We start from the raw sequence: 19,609 nt of genomic DNA, 5'->3' as shown, positions 1-19,609 counted from the left end.
ACTCCATACCTGTATGGATCATAGCGGGCCATTGGTCATGGGCCATGACGCGACGCGGGAATGTTAGAATCGAGAACCATTTACATCCAGCAGAGAACACGCTAGATGACGCTGTCCGAACTGCCGCTGCACACCTCGGCCGTGGTCGAGTCCGTGCAGGACCTGCATGCCAACGATGCCATTGCCCGTCGCCTGCGCGAGCTGGGTTTCGTGAATGGCGAGGAAGTACGCTTGGTGGCCAAGGGCCCGGTGGGGGGCGAGCCGCTGCTGGTGCAGGTCGGGTTCACCCGGTTCGCGCTGCGGATCAGTGAAGCCAAGCGCGTCGTGGTCGACGCTGCCAGCCAGGAACGACGTGCATGACCGCCACTGTCTCCGCCTCACCGCTGCGCATCGCGCTGGTCGGGAACCCCAACAGCGGCAAGACCGCGCTGTTCAACCAGCTGACCGGCAGCCGGCAGAAGGTCGCCAACTACACCGGCGTCACCGTAGAGCGCAAGGAAGGTCGCCTGCGCGCGCCGTCCGGCCGCGAATTCGCCGTGCTCGACCTGCCGGGTGCCTACAGCCTGCATCCGGCCAGCCTGGATGAGGCGATCACCCGTGACCTGTGCCGGGGCTTCTACCCGGGCGAAGCTGCGCCGGACGTGCTGCTGTGCGTGATCGACGCCACCAACCTGCGCCTGCACCTGCGCTTCGCGCTGGAGCTGCGTGAGCTGGGCAAGCCGATGGTGGTCGCCCTGAACATGGTCGATGCGGCCCAGCGCCGTGGCATCCAGGTGGACGTGGCCGCGCTGGAGCGCGAGCTGGGCGTACCGGTGGTGGAGACCGTAGCGGTGCGCAAGCAGGGTGCCAAGGCCCTGGTCGAACGCCTCGATGCGATGGTGCCGCACCTGGATGCACCGGTGCCGGGCCCGGAAGGTGGCATCGACTACCACGCCAAGGTGCGCGAGATCCTGTCGGTCGCCGTGCGGATGCCGGCGCGGACCGCGAAGATCGACGACGCGCTGGACCGCTGGCTGCTGCACCCGGTGTTCGGGCTGATCAGCCTTGCAGTGGTGATGTTCCTGATCTTCCAGGCGGTGTACGCCTGGGCGACGCCGTTGATGGATGGCATCGAGGCTGGCTTCGCCTGGCTCGGTGCTCTCGTTGGCAGCGTGTTGCCGGAGGGTCCGCTGGCCAGCCTGCTGACCGACGGCATCATCGCCGGCGTCGGTGGCGTGGTGGTGTTCCTGCCGCAGATCCTGATCCTGTTCTTCTTCATCCTGGTGCTGGAGGAATCCGGCTACCTGCCACGTGCGGCGTTCCTGCTCGACCGCATGATGGCCGCCGCCGGCCTGTCCGGCCGCTCGTTCATCCCGCTGCTGTCCAGCTTCGCCTGCGCGGTGCCGGGCATCATGTCCACGCGCAGCATCCAGGACCCGCGTGACCGCCTGGCCACCATCCTGGTCGCACCGCTGATGACCTGCTCGGCGCGCCTGCCGGTGTACGCCCTGCTGATCGGTGCGTTCATTCCGCAGAAGACGGTGTGGGGGGTGTTCAACCAGCAGGGCCTGGTCCTGTTCGGCCTGTACGCCGCCGGCATCCTCAGTGCGCTGGCGATGTCCTGGATCATGAAGAAGTGGCGCCGCGACAAGAGCGAGCATCCGCTGATGCTGGAGCTGCCGTCGTACCGCCTGCCACATGTGCGTGACCTGGCGGTCGGTCTGTATGAGCGCGGCATGATCTTCCTAAAGCGCGTCGGCGGCATCATCCTGGCGCTGACCATCCTGCTGTGGGTGTTGCTGTCGTTCCCGGCGGCCCCGGCCGATGCCACGATGCCGGCCATCGACTACAGCTACGCCGGCCGGATCGGCCATGCGATGGCGGTGTTCTTCGCACCGCTGGGCTTCAACTGGCAGATCTGCATCGCGCTGATTCCGGGCCTGGCTGCGCGTGAGGTGGCGGTGTCTTCGCTGGCCACCGTGTATGCGCTGTCGGCCGCCGATGACGATGCCGCCAGCCAGGCGCTGACCCCGTTGATCAGCGATGGCTGGTCGCTGGCCACGGCCCTGTCGCTGCTGGTCTGGTACATCTACGCCCCGATGTGCATCTCGACGCTGGCTACCATCAAGCGCGAGACCAACTCGTGGAAGCAGATGGGCTTTGCCGCGTTCTACCTGTTTGCCGCGGCTTACGTGGCCGCGCTGATCACCTATCAGGTGACCAAGGCGCTGGGAGGCGGCTGATGGATACCGGGCTGCTGATCCAGTACCTGATCATCGCGGTGGCCGTGCTGGTCAGTGCCTGGGTGGTGCTGAAGAAGCAGTTCCCGGGTACCGTGCGCACGCTGCGCGGGGCCTTGGCGCTGGCCCTGCTGAAGCCGGGTCGCGCGGCCTGGCTGCAGGCGCTGGGGCGGAAGATCGCGCCGCCGGCCAGCGGTGGTGGCGGTGCCTGTGGGGGGTGCGACAGCTGCGGGCCGACCAAGAAGTAGCGTCCAGCCATGCTCGACCGCGGCTGTCCGGAGGGTGCGAACTTTCGACCCGCACGCTTTCCAGGGTTCAGACCTCTCTGCGGATGATCGCGCGGAAGTTCCCGTCCTGATTCAATCGCCGCACCGATTCGCGGTTTCCATGGGCTGCTGCGAAACCCGCCACGTCGGCCAGGGCATCGAGCAGCAGGGCCTTCAACGCGTCGCGGTTGCCGGCCTCCAGCAGATCTTCAAGGTCCTGCTGGATGAAGGTCCGGCGCAGGCCCGGCGTTTCTTCGATCCGCCAGTCGACATGGGGCGTGGGAATGCTGGAGCGGTACCGGAAAGCCGTTTCAAGATCGTCAGGCGCGAGGGGATACGCGAGCAGCTCTGGAAAGTAGAGTCCAGCATTCACATAGAAGCCCCGGCTTTCGCTGGCGCGCTGGTGATTAACGACAAGCAGGGCGGCATCCAGCAAGCGGTAGCGCGTGGTCGACGTCCCGGCATAACCGGTCTTCCTGGCGCACTTGCTGAAGACGGTCGAGGATTTCATGGGTTTTGCCCGGGCTGAGGGAAGGGCCACAGACTTGAAGGGGAGCGTTGCCGCGTCCAGTGGCAAACCCGTCACCGCAGGGGCATGCAGCATCGCAGCGATGGCGCTTGCCGGAGCGGGCGTGCTGCCGCTAGCCTGCAGGCATGAACCAGACTCCCCTGCGATTGCTCATTCACGGTGCCTCCGGGCGCATGGGCCAAGCCCTGCTGCGGCTGGCCGCCGAACATTCCGAAACCCTGCAGATCGTGGCCGCCGTGACCGGTCGCGCGCCGGCCCAGCGCGTAGTTGACGGTGTGCCGTTCTTCGCGGCCAGCGAACTGCCCGGTGCGCCGGTGTTCGACGTGGCCATTGACTTCAGCCTGCCGGAGGGCTTCGACCCGCTGCTGGCGCTGTGCGTGGATCGCGGGGCCGGGCTGGTGTCGGGTACCACCGGTATCTCCAGCACACAGCGCCAGGCGCTGGACGCCGCGGCGGCGAAGATCCCGCTGGTATGGGCCTCGAACTTCAGCCTGGGCGTGGCGGTACTGGACGAACTGGTGGAGCGCGCGGCGCAGGCGCTGGCCGGCTGGGACTGCGACATCGTCGAATCGCACCACACCCAGAAGAAGGACGCGCCATCGGGCACTGCATTGACCCTGGGCGCGGCCGCGCAGCGGGGCGGGGCGGAGCCGCACTACGCCAGCCTGCGCGCCGGCGACATCGTGGGCGAGCATCTGGTGCAGTTCACCGGGCTGGGCGAGCGCATCGAGCTGGTACACCGGGCCACCAATCGCGACATCTTCGCCCGCGGCGCCCTGTTTGCCGCCCGCCAGCTGCAGGGCCGGGCCCCGGGCAGCTACCGCGTGCGGGACCTGCTGGCGTAAGGCGGTAATGCCGGCCGCTGGCCGGCACTACCGGGTAGCGGGTGCCGCATACCCGGCCGGATTGAAATGAATGCGCAATTGCCTGTTCATGAAGCGCGATAACCGCTGGCGTGAGCGCCCCGGCAGCGCTACAATTCGCACTCGCCGAATCACGAAAGCCGGACCGGTCCCAGACCGTACGTCCGCGCTTTTTTGCAACCGGATTTCCGTGAAGCGCAGGCGTGACTTCGGCAGCCCCCTCGGTAGCCAAAGTGAGATTCCCGTGACCCAAGCCGCAATCCTCGTCCTCGAAGACGGCACCGTATTCGAGGGCGAATCCGTAGGCGCGCCCGGCCTGTCCGTCGGTGAAGTGGTGTTCAACACCGCCATGACCGGCTATCAGGAAGTGTTGACCGACCCGTCCTACGCCCGGCAGATGGTCACGCTGACCTATCCGCATATCGGCAACACCGGCATGACCGACCAGGACGACGAAGCGTCCAAGGTGTGGTCGGCCGGCCTGATCGTGCGCGACGTTCCGCGCCGCCCCAGCAACTGGCGCAGCCAGGTGTCGCTGCAGGACTGGCTGATCCAGCGTGGCGTGGTCGCCATCGCCGGCATCGACACCCGCAAGCTGACCCGCATCCTGCGCGAGAAGGGTGCGCAGAACGGTGCGCTGATGGCCGGCGACATCGACGTGGAAAAGGCACTGGAAGCCGCCCGCAAGTTCCCGGGGCTGAAGGGCATGGATCTGGCCAAGGTCGTCACTACCGAGAAGACCTACACCTGGACCGAGGGCCAGCTGGACCTGGATGCCAACGCCTTCGTCAGCGTGCCGGCCAAGTACAAGGTCGTGGCCTACGACTTCGGCGTGAAGACCAACATCCTGCGCATGCTGGCCGAGCGCGGCTGCGAAGTGACCGTGGTGCCGGCGCAGACCCCGGCCGCCGAGGTGCTGGCACTGAAGCCGGACGGCGTGTTCCTGTCCAACGGCCCGGGTGACCCGGAACCGTGCGACTACGCCATCGAGGCGATCAAGACCTTCATCGATGTGAAGATCCCGACCTTCGGCATCTGCCTGGGCCACCAGCTGCTCGGCCTGGCCTCGGGCGCGCAGACCATGAAGATGGGCCACGGCCACCACGGTGCCAACCATCCGGTGCAGGACCTGGACAGCGGCCGGGTGATGATCACCTCGCAGAACCACGGTTTCGCGATCGATGAAGCAACCCTGCCGCCGACCCTGCGCGTGACCCACCGTTCGCTGTTCGACGGCACCAACCAGGGCGTGGCCCGCACCGACGTGCCGGCGTTCTCGTTCCAGGGCCATCCGGAAGCGTCGCCAGGCCCGCACGACGTCGGCCCGCTGTTCGACCGCTTCGTGGTGCTGATGGAGCAGGCCAAGGCGTGATCAGTACGCCGCCGGCCTGCCGGTGGCGTCGCGATGGACCGTAAACCCCGCATCGCTGCTGCCCCCGGCGCGGCGCTGCGGATCAAGATTCCTGATCGACAGCGTGCGATCACCCCCCTTGTCACGCTGTACTGACTTAGAGAAGAAAATGCCCAAGCGCACTGACCTCAAGACCATCCTCATCATCGGTGCTGGCCCGATCGTCATCGGCCAGGCCTGCGAGTTCGACTACTCCGGTGCCCAGGCCTGCAAGGCCCTGCGTGACGAGGGTTACCGCGTGGTGCTGGTCAACAGCAACCCGGCCACGATCATGACCGACCCGGAGATGGCCGACGCCGTCTACATCGAGCCGATCAACTGGCAGACGGTCGAGAAGATCATCGCCAAGGAAAAGCCCGATGCGCTGCTGCCGACCATGGGTGGCCAGACCGCGCTGAACTGCGCGCTGGACCTGGCCGACCACGGCGTGCTGGAGAAGTACAACGTCGAACTGATCGGCGCCAAGCGCGAAGCGATCCGCATGGCCGAAGACCGCGAGCTGTTCCGCGTGGCCATGGGTGAGATCGGCCTGGAGTGCCCGACTGCCGCCGTCGCCCACACCCTGGACGAAGCGCTGGAAATCCAGACCCGCGTCGGCTATCCGACCATCATCCGCCCCAGCTTCACCCTGGGCGGCAGCGGTGGCGGCATTGCCTACAACCGCGAAGAGCTGGTCGAGATCGTCAGCCGCGGCCTGGAACTGTCGCCGACCACCGAAGTGCTGGTGGAAGAGTCGGTGCTGGGCTGGAAGGAATTCGAGATGGAAGTGGTCCGCGATACCGCGGACAACTGCATCATCGTCTGCTCGATCGAAAACCTGGACCCGATGGGCGTGCACACCGGTGACTCGATCACCGTGGCCCCGGCCCAGACCCTGACCGACAAGGAATACCAGCGCCTGCGCGATGCCTCCATCGCCGTGCTGCGCAAGATCGGCGTCGATACCGGTGGCTCGAACGTGCAGTTCGGCATCAACCCGAAGACCGGCCGCGTGGTCGTCATCGAGATGAACCCGCGCGTGTCGCGTTCCTCGGCGCTGGCTTCCAAGGCCACCGGCTTCCCGATCGCCAAGGTCGCCGCCAAGCTGGCCGTGGGCTACACCCTGGACGAACTGAAGAACGAAATCACCGGCGGCCTGACCCCGGCCTCGTTCGAGCCGTCCATCGACTACGTCGTCACCAAGATCCCGCGCTTCGCCTTCGAGAAGTTCCCGGCCGCCGATGCCCGCCTGACCACCCAGATGAAGTCGGTGGGCGAGGTGATGGCGATGGGCCGCACCTTCCAGGAGTCGGTGCAGAAGGCCCTGCGTGGCCTGGAAACCGGCAAGGTCGGCTTCGACCCGACCGGTCTGGACCTGGGCAACGAAGACGACCTGCAGACCCTGCGTCGCGAGCTGAAGGCGCCGGGCCCGGAGCGCCTGTTCTATGTGGCCGATGCGTTCCGCGCCGGCATGAGCGTGGAAGAGATCTACGCACTGTCATTCATCGATCACTGGTTCCTGGACCAGATCGAGGAAATCATCGCGGCGGAAGGCGAAGTCGCCGCCGGTGGCATCGATGCGCTGGATGCCGCACGCCTGCGCAAGCTGAAGCGCGCTGGCTTCTCCGACGCGCGCCTGGCGCAGCTGACCGGCACCAACGAAGCCGCCATCCGCGCGCTGCGTCGTGCGCACAAGGTGCGCCCGGTCTACAAGCGCGTGGACTCCTGTGCCGGTGAATTCTCCACCGGTACCGCCTACCTGTACTCGACCTACGAGGACGAGTGCGAGGCCGCGCCGAGCAACCGCGACAAGATCATGATCCTGGGCGGTGGCCCGAACCGCATCGGGCAGGGCATCGAGTTCGACTACTGCTGCGTGCACGCGGCGCTGGCGCTGCGCGAGGATGGCTATGAAACCATCATGGTCAACTGCAACCCGGAAACCGTGTCGACCGACTACGACACCTCCGACCGCCTGTACTTCGAGCCGCTGACCCTGGAAGACGTGCTGGAAATCGTCGAACTGGAGCAGCCGAAGGGCGTGATCGTGCAGTACGGCGGCCAGACCCCGCTGAAGCTGGCGCGCGCGCTGGAGGCCAATGGCGTGCCGGTGATCGGCACCAGCCCGGACTCGATCGACCTGGCCGAAGACCGCGAGCGCTTCCAGCAGCTGGTGGACAAGCTGGGCCTGAAGCAGCCGCCGAACCGCATCGCCCGCAACGACCAGGAAGCCCTGCTGCTGGCCCGCGAGATTGGCTACCCGCTGGTGGTGCGCCCGAGCTACGTGCTGGGCGGCCGTGCCATGGAAATCGTCTACGGCGAAGCCGACCTGGCCCGTTACGTGCGCGACGCTGTGAAGGTGTCCAACGATTCGCCGGTGCTGCTGGACCGCTTCCTCGACAATGCTGTCGAGTGCGACGTCGACATCATCGCCGACAAGGATGGCAACGTCCTGATCGGTGGCGTGATGGAGCACATCGAAGAAGCTGGCGTGCACTCGGGCGATTCCTCGTGCTCGCTGCCGCCGTACTCGCTGTCGGCTGAAACCCAGGCCGAACTGCGCCGCCAGGTGGTGGAGCTGGCCAAGGCCCTGAACGTGGTCGGCCTGATGAACACCCAGTTCGCGATCCAGACCAGCGACGAGGGTGCCGACACCATCTACCTGCTGGAAGTGAACCCGCGTGCCTCGCGCACCGTGCCGTTCGTGTCCAAGGCCACCGGCATGGCGCTGGCGAAGATCGCCGCCCGTTGCATGGCTGGCAAGAGCCTGGCCGAGCAGGGCGCGACCAAGGAAATCGTGCCGGACTACTACTCGGTGAAGGAAGCGATCTTCCCGTTCGCCAAGTTCCAGGGCGTCGATCCGATCCTCGGGCCGGAGATGCGCTCCACCGGCGAGGTGATGGGCGTCGGCCGCACCTTCAACGCCGCCTTTGCGCGTGCGCAGGAAGCCGGTGGCATCAAGGCACCGCCGGTCGGCAAGGCCTTCGTCTCGGTCCGCGACCCGGACAAGAAGCGCGTGCTGCCGGTGGCCAAGGCGCTGCTGGCGCGTGGCTACAGCCTGGTCGCCACCCGTGGCACCGCCGCGTGGCTGCAGCAGCACGGCATGGACTGCGAGATCATCAACAAGGTGGTCGAAGGCCGTCCGCACATCGTCGACTCGATCAAGAACGGCGAGATCGTCTACATCGTCAACACGACCGAAGGTCGTTCGGCGATCAACGACTCGTTCTCGATCCGCCGCGAGGCGCTGCAGCATCGCGTCACCTACTCGACCACCATTGCCGGCGCCAAGGCGCTGGTGGATTCACTGGAATTCCGCGGCACCGGCCCCGTCTGGTCGCTGCAGGAGCTGCACAAGGAGTTGAATGCATGAGAGCCCCCATCACCATGAAGGGCGCGCAGAAGCTGCGCGACGAACTGGATCACCTGAAGTCGGTCAAGCGCCCGAAGGTCATCGCCGCCATCGCCGAAGCGCGTGAGCACGGTGACCTGAAGGAGAATGCCGAGTACCACGCCGCGCGCGAGGAACAGGGCTTCATCGAAGGCCGCATCAAGCAGCTGGAGGGCGAGCTGTCGCACGCCGAGATCATCGACGTGAGCAAGCTCAATGCCGGCTCCAAGGTGGTGTTCGGCGCCAGCGTGACGCTGGCCGACGTGGAAACCGACGAAGAGAAGAAGTACCAGATCGTCGGTGACCTGGAAGCGGACATCAAGCTGGGCCTGATCGCGATTTCCTCGCCGGTGGCGCGGGCGATGATCGGCAAGCTGGAAGGCGATTCGATCGTGATCGACGCCCCGGCCGGCCAGCGCGAGTACGAGATCGTCAGCGTCAGCTACGTGGACTGACCGCGTGGCGACGGCGACCCTGCTGTTGCCTGCACGCAGCCGCTTTGTCGCGGCTGCGCTGCCGGACGATGTGGCACGCGCGCTCGGCCGTGCCACGACGGTGCAGGTCGTGCCGGGCGAGCGCGCGCAGCTGACACGCCATTTCTCGGTTGCCGCGCCGCACTGGCCGGTGGCCGCGTTGACCCGCCAGCGCGACGTCGGCGATGCCGCCGGCGCCAGCTGGCTGCGTGCCGATCCGGCCTGCATGGTGCCGGACATGCACGGCGCGCGGATGATGGCCTATGGCGAAACACTGCGGCCGACGCTGGCCGACAGCCTCGCGTTGCTGCCGGTGCTGCAGCCATTGTTCGCCGATGCCGGCTTCGTGCTCGACGCACCCGATCCCTCGCGCTGGTACCTGCGGCTGCCGATCGACAGCGAGCTGCCGGACTTCGACAGCCCCGACGAGGTCCTCGGCGATGACCTGTTCTCGCATCTGCCCGAAGGCGAGGGCGGTCGTCGCTGGCGGGCGCTGATGACCGAGGCGCAGGTGCTGCTGCACAACCATTCCTGGAACCAGCAGCGTGCCGCACAGGGACAACAGCCGATCAATTCGCTGTGGTTCTGGGGCGGTGGCGTGATGCCGGTGTCGGTCAGCACGCCGCACGCGCAGGTGCGCAGCCGGGACGCGCTGCTGCAGGGCCTGGCCCTGGCGGCTGGTGTGGCCGTGGATGGCGAGCAGGCGGTGGATGCGCTGGTCGACCTGCGCCAGCTGCGCTCTTTGCAGCAGCTCGGCAATGATGCGATCCGGCCGCTGCTGGCCGCGCTCAAGCGTGGCGAACTGCAGCGGCTGGTACTGGACTTCGAGGACGGCCTGCAATTCCAGCTGGACCGTGGCCAGCGCTGGCAGTTCTGGAAGAAGCCGCGCCAGCTGCACGACTGACCGGGGTCGGATCCGTTCTCCATCGGAAAACGGCTCTGACCCCCCAGGGTTTGTCGGGGTTGCCGGCTAGCGGTCGGCACTACCGCAGGTAGCGGCGCCTCAACGGACCTCGCTGACCACCGTCGGCAGCGTCCAGTGCCCGCCGAGCATATTGCGACACTGGCCCGTCGTGAAATCGCTGCTCTTGACGAAGCGCTCGCCGTCCCACACCCAGTCTTTGGCAGAGATGCAATCGCCAACGCCGCGGCCTCGGAAACGGCCTCGCAATGTAGCATCGTCGCGCTCAAAATCTTCTGCGAGGTCGGTGACAAAGGTCGCCTGGTATGGTGATTTGTCACGCACCACCCAGTAGCCGTTGCTCATGTTGTAGGGCCCCACGAAGCAGCTGGTGCTTGCCAGCACATGTTGGGCGTCCAGTCGCTGGATCTCGATTTCATCTGTCCCGCCCTCGCTCAGGCGGCCGCACTCATCCGGCTTGGGCAGGCTGGCGATCAGTGCCTTGCGCAGGCCCGGTGCTTTCGCCAGTGCCGCGTCCGAGGCGCGCGGTGCCACCAGCGTGCCGCGCACGATCACTGGCACCGGCAACGCCGCAGGCACGCCTGCTTCGGGCTTGTCGCCACGCCGCACCAGCGCACCGGGGGTGCCCAGCCGGCCCTGTGCCTCGTCCATCTTCAGCAGTACGGCCGCTGCACCGCGGTCGGAGATCGGCCAGGCCTTGCCCTTGCCGTCGATGATCTCGATGCGTGCCTGGCGCGGCAGTGCGGCGACCAGTGCATCGGTCTGTGCCTGCTGCAACAACACTTTGTCCCCGTCGCCGGTGTCGCGCACCGGGCCCAGGTCCTTGCCGTTCAGGCGCAGGCGCAGTGCCCCGGTCGGCGTCGGGCTTTCGCCATCCTCGCCATTGCGCAGCCGCGCGATCACCTTCGCACCCGGGCCGCCGGCGCGCTCAAGCATCAGGCTGAGCAGGTTGCCGGGTTCTTCCGGACTGTAGCCGGCGGCGCGGCAGGTGCGGGTGTTGTCACAGGCCAGCGACCAGTCGTTGTGTTCGAATTCGACCCCGGGCCTGGGCTCAGGCGTCGCGGAGTGGGCGGCCGGGGCCACGGTGAGTGCCATCAGCGCGGTCAGCAGGGTGCGGGTCATGGATGGAAGTCCGTTCCAGGGCAGGCAAGCATGGAAGATACGGTCGTGAAATCCAAATGCTGCTGTCCGAAGAGCCAAGTTGCCTCGTCAGCAGCGGCAGCCGACCGGGGGAGCGGTGCACGTTATGATGTGCGGGTCTTTCGTAACCGGCGATGCCGATGTCCCTTGCCGCCGATGCTGCGCAGCCCGCCTCTGATACGCCGATGATCCGCCGCCGCGATGCGGTCGTACCCGGCAGTTGGCCGGAGGGCACGCTGCCGCTGCTGGCGCGTCTCTATGCCAGCCGTGGCGCAGGTACACCGGAGTTGGCGCAGCCGAAGCTGGGCAATCTGCACGCGCCTGAGCTGCTGACCGGCATCGATGATGCGGTGGGTCTGCTGATCGAGGCCATCGCCAACGACAAGCGCATCCTGGTGGTCGGCGATTTCGATTGCGATGGCGCCACCGCCTGTGCAGTCGGCGTGCGCGGTCTGCGCATGCTCGGTGCGCAACACGTCTTCCACGCGGTGCCGAACCGCATGGTGCATGGCTATGGCCTGTCACCGTCGCTGGTGGAAGAGTTGGCCGCGCTGCAGCCGGACCTGCTGGTCACGGTCGACCACGGTATTGCCTGCCATGCCGGTGTCACCGCGGCCAAGGCGCGCGGCTGGCAGGTGCTGGTCACCGACCACCATCTGCCGGGGCCGCAGCTGCCGCCGGCCGACGTGATCGTCGATCCCAACCTGGATGGCGATGCCTTCCCCAGCAAATCGCTGGCCGGTGTTGGTGTGATCTTCTATGTGCTGATGGCGCTGCGCCGGCATATGCGCGAGGCCGGCGTCTTCGCAGATGGCAAGGGGCCGGACCTGACCACGCTGCTGGATCTGGTGGCGGTGGGCACCGTTGCGGACCTGGTAGCGCTGGACCCGAACAACCGTGCGCTGGTCAGCGCAGGCCTGCGCCGTCTGCGCGCAGGGCAGGGCTGTGTGGGCCTGCGTGCACTGATCGAAGCCAGTGGCCGGGATGCCGCGCGACTGACCGCCACCGACATCGGCTTCGCACTCGGCCCGCGCCTGAACGCGGCGGGCCGGCTGGAAGACATGGCGCTGGGCATCGCGCTGCTGCTCACCGAAGATCCGCGCCAGGCGCGCGAGATCGCGCAGACGCTGGAGCAGATCAACGCGGAACGCCGCGCCGTGCAGCAGTCGATGACCGACGATGCCGAGCAGGCCCTGACCCGCGTGGTGCTGGACATGGCCGGGCAACGGCCGGTGGCCGCCTGCCTGTTTGATGCCGACTGGCATCCCGGAGTGGTCGGCCTGGTCGCTTCGAAGATGAAGGATCGCCTGCATCGTCCGGTGATCGCCTTCGCTCCGGCCGAACCGGGCGCCGACACGCTGCGTGGCTCTGCGCGCTCGATTCCCGGGCTGCACATCCGTGACGCGCTGGCGCTGGTCGATGCGCGCCATCCGGGCCTGATCGACCGCTTCGGCGGTCACGCCATGGCGGCCGGCCTCAGCCTGCGGCTTGACCACGTTGATGACTTCAAGGCCGCCTTCGTCGCCGTGGTGCTGGAAATGGTCGACCCGGCGGCACTGCAGCAGCAGGTGCTCAGCGACGGCCAACTGGCCGCGGACGAGCTCGATCATCGCCACGCCGATGCGCTGCGGTTGGCCGGCCCATGGGGCCAGGGCTTCCCCGAACCCCTGTTCGACGGCCACTTCGAAGTGGCCAACTGGCGCGTGCTGAAGGAGCGCCATCTGAAGCTGGAACTGCGCCTGCCGGGCGTGCCTGGCACGATCAACGCCATCCATTTCGGCGGCTGGCACGGCAACGCGCCATCACGTCACGTCCACCTAGCCTACCGGCTGGCCTGTGATGACTACCGTGGCGGCAGCGCCATCCAGCTGATCGTGGAGCACTGCCTGCCGGTTTGAGCGCCGTTTCGCGAGCGGGGGCCGTGGGCGGCGCGCTATGCGTGGATCCAATCAACTGGCCAAGCTCAGGGCGTCACCTCGGTCACCAGCGTCGGCATGTGCCATGCACCCCCAGCCGCGACCAGCCGGCACAGGCCGGAGGTGGATTCATCGGTCTGCACAAAGCGGCGCCCGTCCCAGCCCCAACTCGCGGTGGACCAGCAATCGCCTAAGCCGCGGCCTTTGTGCGCCGAACTGATTACCCGACCATCGTCATCGCCGCCCGATGCGGTCACCAGCGTGGCCTTGAAGGGCGGTGCATCGTTCACCACCCAGTAGCCGATGCCTTCGTTGTAGGCGCCACGCCAGCAGAGCGTAGACACCAGTAGGGAAGTCCTCCCCAGCCGGGACACGCGCAGCTCCTGCGGGCCGTCCACCATCGGCAGGCCTTCGGGTGTCAGTGCGACGCAGTCGCCGCCCGGGTTGGCCGCGGCCAGCGCCGCGCGCAGTGCGGGTGAGTGTTCCAGTGGGGCATCGGTGGCTCGTGCCGCCACCAATGGCGCCAGAACCAGCGTAGGCACCGGAAGTGCGGGAGGAACTGAGGCTTCGGCGCGCGACCCCTTGCGCATCAGCGCGCCGGGAGTCTCCAGCCGGCCCTGAAATTCGTCCATCTTCAGAAGCACCGCCGAGGCGCCACGATCGGACAGCGTCCAGCGCTGGCCATCGTTGCCGACCGCCACGATGCGGCTGCTGCGCACCAGCGAGGCCAGGAGTGCCTTGGTCTGCGCTGTAGACAGTGTCGCCGTGTCTGCGGTCAACGACAGCGCGCCCAGATCCTTGCCGTTGATCTGCAGCGACAGCTGTGTCGGCAGCTTGACCTCGTTGTACTGGCCCAGCATCAGTTCGGCGCTGACCGGCTGGCCGGGTCCGCCCTTGCGAGTCAGCAGCACCGACACCGGCAAGTTGCCGCCGACATCGTCCTGGTAGCCGGCGGCGCGGCAGGTACGGGTGTTGTCGCAGGCCAGCATCCAGTCGTAGTGGGCGAAGCGCACCCCTTTCACGCTGCCAGCGGCGGCGGCGCCGGCCAGGACCAGCAGGATCAAGGCAATCAACGGGCGCATGGTGCATCCCTGTGTGGCGAGGACTTCCATGGTGCTGGTTGGAGGGGCGTGTGTCGATGCGAGCACAGGCGCCAACCCCATTACGGTTGCTGGTGCGTTCAAAGGTCCACGATCCCACTGGAGCCCGGTCATGGTCTTCGCCCGTTGCTGCACCGTGTTGTTGCTGGCCCTTGCGGCCTGGCCCGCTGGCGCACAGTCGCCGCCGATCTCCCGGCCGCAGGCCGCCACGCCGCTGCTGATCGCGCCGGCGGCTGAGCAGCCGGTTCAATTACGACACGCCCGCATCGAAGGCGAAGTGCAGGCCGGCATCGCCCAGACCCGGATCACGCTGGAATTCCATAATCCGAACCGGCGCGTGCTGGAGGGCGAGCTGCAGTTCCCGCTGGCCGACGGTCAGCAGATCAGCGGCTTCGCGCTGGATATCAACGGCGAGATGCGTGACGCGGTGCCGGTGCCGAAGGACCGTGGCCGACAGGTGTTCGAGGAGATCGCCCGCCGCGGCGTTGACCCGGGCCTGCTGGAACAGACCGCCGGCAACCAGTTCCGCCTGCGCATCTATCCGCTGCCGGCCGGCGGCAGCCGGCGCGTGCAGCTGGTGATTCGCGAGCCGTTGGCCTTCGCCGGCCAAGGCTGGCAGTGGACGCTGCCGCTGCAGTTTGCCGCCGGTGCAGCCTCGGTTCAACTTAAGTTGCAGGCACCCGGCGCGACTACTGCAGGTACGGCGCCCTTCCGCATCAGCGCGGGCCAACTGCAGTGGCAGGGCAGGGGCGTTCAGCTGCCGAAGCAGCTGCAGTGGAGCCTGCCGGAAGCCCGCCAGGCACAGGTGCAGGTGGCGCCCTGGCAGGATGACCATTACCTGCTGGCGCAGCTGCCGGTGGCGGCCAGCAGCACGCCCCGCGCATTGCCCAGCGAGATCGGCCTGCTGTGGGACGGCTCCGGTTCGGCGGGTCAGCGCGATCGCGCGCGCGAGTTCGCGCTGCTGGATCGCTACTTCGCTGCGATGGGTGACGGCACCGTGGCCTTGACCGTGCTGCGCGATCGCGCCGAGCCGGTGCGTCGATTCCGTATCCGCGCCGGCAACTGGAATGAATTGCGCGCAGCACTGCTGGCCGTACGCCCGGACGGTGCCAGCGCGCTGGCGCAGTGGCAGTCGCAGCCGGGCGTGAAGGAATACCTGCTGGTCAGCGATGGCCTGCTGACCTATGGCCCGGAACAGCTGCCGGCGATGGCACCCGATCAGCGTCTGTTTGCGGTCAGCAGTGCCGGTGCGCGCACCGATGCCGTGCGACTGCGGGGTTGGAGTGAGGCGCATGGCGGTCGCTTCGTCGCGCTGGGCAAGGATGTCGATGCGGCGGCGCACGCGTTGCTGGCATCGCCGCTGGATGTGCAGGTCGATGCGGGACGCGGCGTGCAGGATGTAGTGATCGATCGGCGCAGTGAAGCCGACGGCTGGCTGTGGCTGCACGCACGACTGGCAGCCGACGGTGTGCCGATGCGGGTGCGCGTGGGCGACGGCGAGTGGGAAGCGCTGCCAGCGACGCAGAAGAGCAAGGACGGTGAACTGCTGGCCGGTTTGTGGGCGCAGGCGCGCCTGCAGCAGCTGGCCGCCGACCGTCGTGGCAACCGCGAGGCGATGCAGCGCCTGTCACAACGGTTTGGCCTGGTGGGGCCGGATACCTCGCTGATCGTGCTGGAGACGTTGGAGGACTACCTGCGCTATGCGATCCGTCCTTCGGCCACGCTGCGCGCGGAGTACGACGCCAGGTTTGCAGTGCAGGTCAGGGATCGCGCCGCTGGGGATCGCCAGCGCCTGGATGAAGTGGCCGCCCGCTGGAAGGAGCGCCAGCAGTGGTGGAACCGTAGCTGGCCGAAGGATGCGCCGCCGCAGGCCAAGGAAATGGCGCTGGACGTTGCATCCGCAGACTACGCAACCGAATCCGCACCCGTGGCGATGCTGGCAGCCCCTGCACCTGCTGCTCCGCCCGCCCCTGCACCGACGGCAGCAGCGGCCGAGCAGCGTAGGCAGGCCGCCAGCGCACGCGCGCGTCGCCCGGCGCCCGCGTCGGAGAATGCACTGGATGCGATTGTGGTCACCGGCGGCAAGGTCGATGCCGCTGCGGCCGCCAACGATGGCCAGCTCCAGCTGGCGGCCTGGCAGCCGGACTCGGCCATCGCCCGGCGCCTGCGCCAGGGCCCGCCGTCGCAGCTCTATGACCGCTATCTGGCCGAGCGCGATGCCCACGCCGACAGCAGCGCCTTCTTCCTCGATGTGGCCGACCTGCTGCTGGAGCAGGGCCAGCGCGAGCTGGCACTGCGGGTGCTGTCGAACCTGGCCGAAATGGATCTGGATAACCGCCACCTGCTGCGCGTGCTCGGTTACCGACTGATGCAGGCCGATGCTCCCGCACTGGCGGTGCCGGTGTTCGAGCAGGTGCTGGCGATGGGCCAGGAAGAACCGCAGAGCTTCCGCGACCTGGGCCTGGCGCTGGCAGCGGCAGGCAAGCCACAGCAGGCACTGGCGCCGCTGTACCAGGTGGTGGTGCGGCCGTGGGACAGCCGCTTCGATGGCATCGCCCTGATCGCGCTGGATGAGCTGACCAACCTGGTGGCCGGCAGCACGCCCCGGCTGGATACCACCGGCATCGACCCGCGCCTGTTGCAGGCGATGCCGCTGGACCTGCGCGTGGTGCTGTCGTGGGACGCCGACAACAGCGACATGGACCTGTGGGTAACCGACCCGAACGGCGAGCGCGCCTACTACGGCAACCGGCTGACCTACCAGGGCGGGCAGATATCGCAGGACTTCACCGGCGGCTATGGCCCCGAACAGTTCTCGCTGCGCAACGCCAAGCCGGGCAAGTACAAGGTGGAGGCGAACTACTTCGGCAGCCGCCAGCAGCTGGTGACCGGGGCGACGACGCTGATGCTGCGCCTGACCACCCACTGGGGCACGGCCAAGCAGAAGGACCAGATGGTCACGATGCGGTTGAAGGACCGCGCCGAAACCGTGCTGGTGGGCGAATTCGAGGTTAAATAGTCAACTGCCCCAAGTGGCCGTCCGAGGGTGGGCCAAGGAAGACCCTCGTCGACGCCGCTCTGGGGCAAGGAGGCCCTGTGTGGGGTCGGCCGCAGCTTGGCCGGCTCCCCGCGCCAAGGCGGGTACCGCCTGCCTGAATGCAGCGCCGACGCATCACGCTCGAGCCTCCCCAGCGCAGGCCCAGGCCCTCATTCCGGGCGCCCACGGCCTGCGGTATCATTACCAGTCATCTTTTGAATGCATAACCGCCGACATGATCGAACTGAATCCTGTCCGCCAGCGCATCACCGATCTGACCGATCGCGTGCTGTCGCTTCGGGGGTATCTTTGACTACGACGCCAAGAAAGAGCGTCTTGAAGAAGTAACGCGGGAGCTGGAAAGCCCCGACGTCTGGAACAACGCCGAGTACGCCCAGAACCTGGGCCGCGAGCGTTCCAGCCTGGAAAAGACCGTGGGCGGGATCGCCTCGGTGCTCGATGGCCTGAACGACGCCACTGAACTGCTGGAGCTGGCCGAGTCCGAGCAGGACGAGGAGACCGCACTGGCGGTGGTCGCCGACCTCGACAAGCACCAGGCCCACGTGGAGAAGCTGGAGTTCCAGCGCATGTTCTCCGGCGAAATGGACAATGCGGCGGCGTTCGTCGACATCCAGGCCGGTGCCGGTGGTACCGAAGCCCAGGACTGGGCCGAGATCCTGCTGCGCATGTACCTGCGCTGGTGCGAGTCGCGCGGCTGGAAGACCGAGCTGATGGAAGTCTCCGGTGGTGACGTCGCCGGCATCAAGTCGGCCACGCTGCGCGTGGAAGGCGACTATGCCTATGGCTGGCTGAAGACCGAGACCGGCGTGCACCGCCTGGTGCGCAAGTCGCCGTTCGACTCGGACAACCGCCGCCACACCAGCTTCACCTCGGTGTTCGTGTCGCCGGAAATCGATGACAACATCGACATCACCATCAACCCGGCCGACCTGCGTACCGACGTGTACCGCTCGTCAGGTGCCGGTGGCCAGCACGTGAACAAGACCGAGTCGGCGGTGCGTATCACCCACATCCCGACCAACATCGTTGTGGCGTGCCAGACCGGCCGCAGCCAGCACCAGAACCGCGACAACGCGATGAAGATGCTGGCCGCCAAGCTGTATGAACTGGAGATCCAGAAGCGCAACGCCGAGAAGGACGCGGTGGAAGCCACCAAGTCCGACATCGGCTGGGGCAGCCAGATCCGCAACTACGTGCTGGACCAGAGCCGTATCAAGGACCTGCGTACCGGCATCGAGCGTTCGGATACGCAGAAGGTGCTGGACGGCGACCTGGACGAGTTCGTCGAGGCCAGCCTGAAGGCCGGTTTGGCCGTGGGCTCCAAGCGCGCCGATGCCTGATCGACGCGCCTGCGCGGATATCATCGCTTTCCGCAGCGGAGGGCGATGATGCGCAGCGAAAGTGAACGCAAGGAACTCGGTAGCTTCCTGAAGGCCTGCCGCGCCCGTGTCGACCCCGCCACGCTCGGCCTCCCGGCCGGGCGGCGGCGCACCCCGGGCCTGAAGCGCGAGGAAGTGGCGCTGGCGATCGGGGTCAGTGTCAGCTGGTACACCTGGATCGAGCAGGGCCGTGAAGTGCGCGCCTCGCCCGAAGTGCTCGAGCGGCTCGCACAGGTGCTGCGCATGAGCGACGACGAACGCGCCTATGCATTCGCGCTGTCCGGCTATGGCGTACCCCTGGAGTCGCCGGACGAGAGCGTGACCGACGGCCTGCGCCAGCTGGTCGAAGCGATGCAGCCGATCCCGGCCTATGTGCGCAACACCCGGTTCGATATCCTGGCCTGGAACCCGGCCATCGCCGATCTGTTCGTGGACTACAGCCAGCTGGCGCCGCATGAGCGCAATACGCTGCGGCTGATGTTCCTGTACCCGCCGTACCGCACGCTGATTCTCAACTGGGAAGAAATGACCCGCGGCCTGCTGGCAGGCTTCCGCGCGGCGATGGCGCAGGCGCCGGACAAGGCGCCGTTCCTGGCGCTGGTGGAAGACATCGCCGCGCACAGCGAAGAGTTCCGGCGGTGGTGGCCGGAGCACGACGTGCGGCGGTTCGATGAAGGGGCGAAGAAGCTCAACCACCCCACGCGCGGGCTGCTGGACCTGCAGTACGTGGCACTGGTGCCGGAGAGCCGGCACGACCTTTCCCTGGTGACCTACCTGCCGCGAGGGTAGGGGTTTACGGCAGGGCTTGCAGCCCTGCACCCGCAGAGGCCGAGCAACAGCAACAGCAACAGCGGGCATTCCGTTGGATGGCGGGGCGGTGTGGGTTGGCAGGACACGCCGTAAACCCGTCCATGGGGGCTCGATGGCGCCATCCATGGCGCCAACGGTCCTGCCAACCCACAC

At 67.2% G+C, this 19,609-nt stretch carries 15 protein-coding genes; 12 read left to right on the top strand and 3 right to left on the bottom strand.

From position 1 onward, the window contains the following. The first annotated feature begins 105 nt into the window (after nucleotides 1-105). The 3 genes from AC10QF_RS19125 to AC10QF_RS19115 are packed head-to-tail and all read left to right on the top strand — an operon-like array spanning nucleotide 106 to nucleotide 2,467. The gene (locus AC10QF_RS19125) at nucleotides 106-360 is read left to right on the top strand and encodes a FeoA family protein (RefSeq protein WP_005416370.1); all 255 of its coding nucleotides are present in this window, start codon (nucleotides 106-108) and stop codon (nucleotides 358-360) included. Then, a complete protein-coding gene (gene feoB / locus AC10QF_RS19120) occupies nucleotides 357-2,222 on the top strand; it encodes a ferrous iron transporter B (protein ID WP_138953578.1) in 1,866 nt (621 codons plus the stop codon). The genes AC10QF_RS19125 and feoB overlap by 4 nt, the downstream gene beginning before the upstream one ends. Further along, nucleotides 2,222-2,467, top strand: a complete 246-nt coding sequence (locus tag AC10QF_RS19115) for a DUF6587 family protein (RefSeq protein ID WP_065177612.1) — start codon at nucleotides 2,222-2,224, stop codon at nucleotides 2,465-2,467. Before feoB ends, AC10QF_RS19115 begins: the two co-directional genes overlap by 1 nt. A gap of 67 nt (nucleotides 2,468-2,534) precedes the next feature. Here AC10QF_RS19115 and AC10QF_RS19110 read toward each other — a convergent pair whose 3' ends face one another. Continuing rightward, on the bottom strand, nucleotides 2,535-2,996 hold the full coding sequence (locus tag AC10QF_RS19110; RefSeq protein ID WP_072168998.1) for a DUF4304 domain-containing protein: 462 nt from the start codon (nucleotides 2,994-2,996) through the stop codon (nucleotides 2,535-2,537). Nucleotides 2,997-3,139: 143 nt separating this feature from the next. On the opposite strand from AC10QF_RS19110, the gene dapB reads away from it, so the two are divergent. The 5 genes from dapB to AC10QF_RS19085 all read left to right on the top strand — a co-directional run bounded on the left by dapB (nucleotide 3,140) and on the right by AC10QF_RS19085 (nucleotide 10,035). Continuing rightward, on the top strand, nucleotides 3,140-3,859 hold the full coding sequence (gene dapB, locus AC10QF_RS19105) for a 4-hydroxy-tetrahydrodipicolinate reductase (RefSeq protein ID WP_088497769.1): 720 nt from the start codon (nucleotides 3,140-3,142) through the stop codon (nucleotides 3,857-3,859). A 262-nt stretch (nucleotides 3,860-4,121) separates the two neighbouring features. Continuing rightward, nucleotides 4,122-5,249, top strand: a complete 1,128-nt coding sequence (gene carA / locus AC10QF_RS19100) for a glutamine-hydrolyzing carbamoyl-phosphate synthase small subunit (RefSeq protein ID WP_005416375.1) — start codon at nucleotides 4,122-4,124, stop codon at nucleotides 5,247-5,249. A 148-nt stretch (nucleotides 5,250-5,397) separates the two neighbouring features. Beyond that, complete coding sequence (gene carB, locus AC10QF_RS19095; RefSeq protein ID WP_494542697.1) at nucleotides 5,398-8,640, top strand: carbamoyl-phosphate synthase large subunit; 3,243 nt, start codon at nucleotides 5,398-5,400, stop codon at nucleotides 8,638-8,640. Nucleotides 8,641-8,648: 8 nt separating this feature from the next. Continuing rightward, nucleotides 8,649-9,113: a transcription elongation factor GreA gene (greA, locus tag AC10QF_RS19090; RefSeq protein ID WP_026347191.1), complete on the top strand. Its 465-nt coding sequence runs from the start codon at nucleotides 8,649-8,651 to the stop codon at nucleotides 9,111-9,113. A gap of 4 nt (nucleotides 9,114-9,117) precedes the next feature. Beyond that, nucleotides 9,118-10,035 carry a phosphoglycerate mutase gene (locus AC10QF_RS19085; RefSeq protein ID WP_494542696.1) on the top strand — a complete coding sequence of 306 codons (918 nt, stop codon included), beginning with the start codon at nucleotides 9,118-9,120 and terminating at the stop codon, nucleotides 10,033-10,035. A gap of 99 nt (nucleotides 10,036-10,134) precedes the next feature. Here the strand turns inward: AC10QF_RS19085 and AC10QF_RS19080 are convergent, their stop codons facing one another. Continuing rightward, nucleotides 10,135-11,175, bottom strand: a complete 1,041-nt coding sequence (locus AC10QF_RS19080; RefSeq protein WP_494542695.1) for a DUF1176 domain-containing protein — start codon at nucleotides 11,173-11,175, stop codon at nucleotides 10,135-10,137. Nucleotides 11,176-11,333: 158 nt separating this feature from the next. Between AC10QF_RS19080 and recJ the strand changes: the two genes are divergently transcribed. After that, entirely contained in the window at nucleotides 11,334-13,091 is a 1,758-nt protein-coding gene (gene recJ, locus AC10QF_RS19075; protein WP_494542694.1) for a single-stranded-DNA-specific exonuclease RecJ, read from the top strand. Nucleotides 13,092-13,156: 65 nt separating this feature from the next. Here recJ and AC10QF_RS19070 read toward each other — a convergent pair whose 3' ends face one another. Next, nucleotides 13,157-14,191 (bottom strand): DUF1176 domain-containing protein, encoded by a 1,035-nt coding sequence (locus AC10QF_RS19070; protein WP_069138635.1) that lies wholly within the window; start codon nucleotides 14,189-14,191, stop codon nucleotides 13,157-13,159. Nucleotides 14,192-14,321: 130 nt separating this feature from the next. On the opposite strand from AC10QF_RS19070, the gene AC10QF_RS19065 reads away from it, so the two are divergent. The 3 genes from AC10QF_RS19065 to AC10QF_RS19055 all read left to right on the top strand — a co-directional run bounded on the left by AC10QF_RS19065 (nucleotide 14,322) and on the right by AC10QF_RS19055 (nucleotide 19,435). After that, nucleotides 14,322-17,228, top strand: a complete 2,907-nt coding sequence (locus AC10QF_RS19065) for a DUF2135 domain-containing protein (protein WP_494542693.1) — start codon at nucleotides 14,322-14,324, stop codon at nucleotides 17,226-17,228. A gap of 253 nt (nucleotides 17,229-17,481) precedes the next feature. Beyond that, nucleotides 17,482-18,607 (top strand): peptide chain release factor 2 gene (gene prfB, locus AC10QF_RS19060; RefSeq protein WP_111008336.1). Its coding sequence is split into 2 segments (ribosomal slippage): nucleotides 17,482-17,556 and nucleotides 17,558-18,607, totalling 1,125 coding nucleotides; the frame shifts between segments, so codons are not numbered across the junction. Between the two features lie 45 nt (nucleotides 18,608-18,652). Next, nucleotides 18,653-19,435, top strand: a complete 783-nt coding sequence (locus AC10QF_RS19055; protein WP_494542692.1) for a helix-turn-helix transcriptional regulator — start codon at nucleotides 18,653-18,655, stop codon at nucleotides 19,433-19,435. Nucleotides 19,436-19,609 lie beyond the last annotated feature (174 nt).

The organism is Stenotrophomonas maltophilia complex sp. Om-AH-Sm3, from assembly GCF_059337855.1.
The sequence above is the reverse complement of the archived record's forward strand: the minus strand, read 5'-3'. Positions and strand labels throughout refer to the sequence as shown.

Excerpts from the sequence above, each read along its gene's own strand:
- AC10QF_RS19070 (WP_069138635.1), bottom strand. The coding sequence starts at position 14,191 with ATGCGCCCGTTGATTGCCTTGATCCTGCTGGTCCTGGCCGGCGCCGCC.
- recJ (WP_494542694.1), top strand. The coding sequence starts at position 11,334 with ATGTCCCTTGCCGCCGATGCTGCGCAGCCCGCCTCTGATACGCCGATG.
- AC10QF_RS19115 (WP_065177612.1), top strand. The coding sequence starts at position 2,222 with ATGGATACCGGGCTGCTGATCCAGTACCTGATCATCGCGGTGGCCGTG.
- feoB (WP_138953578.1), top strand. The coding sequence starts at position 357 with ATGACCGCCACTGTCTCCGCCTCACCGCTGCGCATCGCGCTGGTCGGG.
- AC10QF_RS19065 (WP_494542693.1), top strand. The coding sequence starts at position 14,322 with ATGGTCTTCGCCCGTTGCTGCACCGTGTTGTTGCTGGCCCTTGCGGCC.
- AC10QF_RS19055 (WP_494542692.1), top strand. The coding sequence starts at position 18,653 with ATGATGCGCAGCGAAAGTGAACGCAAGGAACTCGGTAGCTTCCTGAAG.
- AC10QF_RS19080 (WP_494542695.1), bottom strand. The coding sequence starts at position 11,175 with ATGACCCGCACCCTGCTGACCGCGCTGATGGCACTCACCGTGGCCCCG.
- AC10QF_RS19110 (WP_072168998.1), bottom strand. The coding sequence starts at position 2,996 with ATGAAATCCTCGACCGTCTTCAGCAAGTGCGCCAGGAAGACCGGTTAT.
- AC10QF_RS19125 (WP_005416370.1), top strand. The coding sequence starts at position 106 with ATGACGCTGTCCGAACTGCCGCTGCACACCTCGGCCGTGGTCGAGTCC.
- carB (WP_494542697.1), top strand. The coding sequence starts at position 5,398 with ATGCCCAAGCGCACTGACCTCAAGACCATCCTCATCATCGGTGCTGGC.
- dapB (WP_088497769.1), top strand. The coding sequence starts at position 3,140 with ATGAACCAGACTCCCCTGCGATTGCTCATTCACGGTGCCTCCGGGCGC.